The organism is Streptomyces sp. (assembly GCF_031178505.1).
Taxonomy (GTDB): domain Bacteria; phylum Actinomycetota; class Actinomycetes; order Streptomycetales; family Streptomycetaceae; genus Streptomyces; species Streptomyces gulbargensis.
The window spans coordinates 1-3,270 of sequence record NZ_JAPSIW010000771.1 but is presented as its reverse complement, the minus strand read 5'-3'; the positions used below and the strand labels follow the sequence as shown (position 1 = coordinate 3,270).

The following is a 3,270-nucleotide window of genomic DNA, read 5'->3' as shown; positions in this document are numbered from 1 at the left end:
AACCGGTCGAGACGTTCGACGAACTCGACCGGTTCAGCAGGCTCCTGCATGGGATTCTCCCCCTCGGGTGGGTCGGCCGGATCCGTACGGCCTCGACCACAGCAACAACTTCCCATGCGGTCCTCCGCATAACCGTGTGGGCGCGCCCGGGGACCCCCTCAAACCTGTGGTGTTCGTCACACGCCCGTCGCAGGTGCCCCGTGACCGCCCATAGCGCCCTCCGCGGCCGGTTCCCGGCTGTCCCCGGGGCCCCTCGGAGCAATAGGGTCACGGCATGGAGGAGCTGGATCGTCAGATCGTGGAGTTGCTCGTCAAGGACGGGCGCATGAGCTACACCGACCTGGGCAAGGCCACCGGCCTGTCCACCTCGGCCGTGCATCAGCGCGTCCGCCGCCTGGAGCAGCGCGGTGTCATCCGCGGCTATGCCGCCGTCGTGGACCCGGAGGCCGTGGGGCTGCCGCTCACCGCGTTCATCTCGGTCAAACCCTTCGACCCCAGCGCCCCCGACGACACCCCGGACCGGCTGGCGGACATCCCGGAGATCGAGGCCTGCCACAGCGTGGCGGGTGAGGAGAACTACATCCTCAAGGTACGGGTCGCCACGCCGCTGGAGCTGGAGCACCTGCTGAGCCGGATCCGCTCCCAGGCGGGGGTGTCCAGCCGTACGACGGTGGTGCTCTCGACGCCGTACGAGGCCAGGCCCCCGCGCATCTGAGGCGGAGGGGGGACCTGCCGGACAAACCGGGACCCCCCACGTCCTAGCCTGTGCGCATGACCGAAAGCCTTTCTGCCGGCGAACACCGCACCGTGCTGCTGCGCGGTGGAGAAGTCCACAGCCCCGCCGACCCCTTCGCCACCGCGATGGTGGTGGAGCACGGGCACGTCGCCTGGGTGGGTTCGGAGGGGGCGGCCGACGCCTTCGCCTCCGGCGTGGACGAGGTGGTCGACCTGGAGGGGGCTCTCGTCACGCCGGCCTTCGTCGACGCCCACGTGCACACGACGGCGACCGGCTTCGCCCTGACCGGCCTCGATCTGTCCTCGGCGCGCTCGCTCGCCGAGGCGGCGGAGGCGATCCGCGCCCATGCCGCGGCCCGTCCGGAGGACCGCATCCTCCTCGGGCACGGCTGGGACGCCTCGCGCTGGCCGGAGCGCCGTCCGCCGAGCCGGGCGGAACTGGACGAGCTGACCGGTGGCCGGCCGCTGTACCTGACGCGGATCGACGTCCACTCGGCGGTGGTGACCACGGCCCTGCTCGACCTGGTTCCGGGCGTGCGGGACATGGACGGTTTCCACGAGGGGCGGGAGCCGCTGACGGGCGACGCACACCACGCCGTGCGCGCGGCCGCCTTCGCCGCGGTCTCGCCGCGCCAGCGTGCGCAGGCCCAGCGGGCGGCCCGCGCGCACGCGGCGTCCCTGGGCATCGGCACGCTGCACGAGTGCGGCGGGCCCCACATCTCCTCGGAGGAGGACTTCACCGGTCTGATGGATCTGGCGCGCGGCGAGCCCGGCCCGCGGGTCGTCGGCTACTGGGCCGACCTCGACGTCGAGCGGGCGCGGGCACTCGGCGCCCTGGGGGCGGCGGGCGACCTGTTCGCCGACGGGTCCCTCGGATCCCATACGGCCTGTCTCCACGAGTCGTACGCCGACCGGGCCGGGCACACGGGGGTGGCGCACCTGGACGCGGCCACCGTGGCCGCCCACGTCGTGGCCTGTACCGAGGCGGGTCTCCAGGCCGGTTTCCACGCGATCGGCGACGCCGCCGTGAGCGCCGTGGTGGAGGGCGTGCGGGCCGCGTCGGAGAAGCTGGGCCTGGCGCGCGTGCGGGCCGCCCGGCACCGCGTCGAGCACGCCGAGATGCTGACCCCGGAGACGATCGCCGCCTTCGCCGAACTGGGGCTCACCGCCTCCGTCCAGCCGGCCTTCGACGCGTTCTGGGGCGGGGACGAGGGCATGTACGCCGACCGGCTCGGGGTCGAGCGGGCCCGCACCCTCAACCCGTACGCGGCCCTGCTGCGGGCGGGCGTGCCGCTGGCCTTCGGCTCGGACGGCCCGGTCACGCCGCTCGACCCGTGGGGTACGGTCCGGGCCGCGGCGTTCCACCGCACGCCCGAGCACCGGATCTCGGTACGCGCCGCCTTCACCGCTCATACGCGCGGTGGCTGGCGGGCGGTGGGCCGGGACGACGCGGGGGTGCTCGTGCCCGGTGCCCCCGCCGACTACGCGGTCTGGCGCACAGGGGAGCTGGTGGTGCAGGCGCCGGACGACCGGGTCGCCCGCTGGTCCACCGATCCCCGCTCCGGTACGCCCGGCCTGCCCGACCTGACCCCGGGCCGGGAGCTGCCGGTGTGCCTGCGGACGGTGGTGCACGGACAGACGGTCTTCGACCGGCCGAACGAGTGATGTAGGGACATTCCGCCCGCCGGACACCGTCCGGCGGGCTTGTCCCCGACCTGCGGATCTTCCCCTTCCACCTGGGCCTTTCGGTCATCGTCGCAGGTCAAACGGGTATTGACAGCCGACCCTCAGCGGCCGGTAGGTTCTCCGCGTCCACCACAGGACGTCCGACCGGTCCGCCCCCTCGCCGTCGCCGAGCGCCGCCCGCGCCCCGGCCGCGGGGGAAGGTTTCTCCGGCGGAAGGTGCGACCCGGGTGGGGCCCGGACGTTCAGTAGACAACGGCCTTCGGTCGACCCGCAGCCAGCGGGTCCCGGGTCGGACCGAAGGACCTCCGGGCCCCGCACCGCACGCGGGCACCCGATCCCGGCGCCTCGGGCGCCCCGCCCGGCGGGACGGACCACCCCGGCGGTCTCGCTAAGGTGGGAGCCCGCGCAGGGAACCGAAGGGGCAGCAGTGAACGACGGTGGCCAGAGGCGTTACGGCCCGCTCGGCGAGGTCCTGGTGATCATCCCGACCTACAACGAGGCCGAGAACATCAAGCCGGTCGTCGCCCGCGTGCGGGCGGCCGTACCCGCGGCGCACATCCTCGTCGCCGACGACAACAGCCCCGACGGCACGGGGAAGTTCGCCGACGAGATCGCCGCCGAGGACGACCACGTCCACGTCCTGCACCGGCGGGGCAAGGAGGGCCTCGGCGCCGCCTATCTCGCGGGTTTCCGCTGGGGCATCGAGCGCGGCTACGGCGTCCTCGTGGAGATGGACGCCGACGGCTCCCACCAGCCCGAGGAACTGCCCCGGCTGCTCACCGCGCTCAAGGGCGCCGATCTGGTGCTCGGCTCGCGCTGGGTGCCCGGCGGGCGGATCGTCAACTGGCC

3 protein-coding genes are annotated in these 3,270 nt (G+C 73.7%); all 3 read left to right on the top strand.

Going from position 1 to position 3,270, the window contains the following annotated elements; translation table 11 throughout:
* Positions 1-274 precede the first annotated feature (274 nt).
* Entirely contained in the window at positions 275-715 is a 441-nt protein-coding gene (locus RIF68_RS32070; RefSeq protein ID WP_024760806.1) for an Lrp/AsnC family transcriptional regulator, read from the top strand.
* A 56-nt stretch (positions 716-771) separates the two neighbouring features.
* A complete protein-coding gene (locus RIF68_RS32065) occupies positions 772-2,400 on the top strand; it encodes an amidohydrolase (RefSeq protein WP_309054778.1) in 1,629 nt (542 codons plus the stop codon).
* A gap of 448 nt (positions 2,401-2,848) precedes the next feature.
* On the top strand, positions 2,849-3,270 hold a 422-nt coding region (locus tag RIF68_RS32060), incomplete at its 3' end, for a glycosyltransferase (RefSeq protein WP_309054777.1).

Excerpts from the sequence above, each read along its gene's own strand:
- RIF68_RS32070 (WP_024760806.1), top strand. The coding sequence starts at position 275 with ATGGAGGAGCTGGATCGTCAGATCGTGGAGTTGCTCGTCAAGGACGGG.
- RIF68_RS32065 (WP_309054778.1), top strand. The coding sequence starts at position 772 with ATGACCGAAAGCCTTTCTGCCGGCGAACACCGCACCGTGCTGCTGCGC.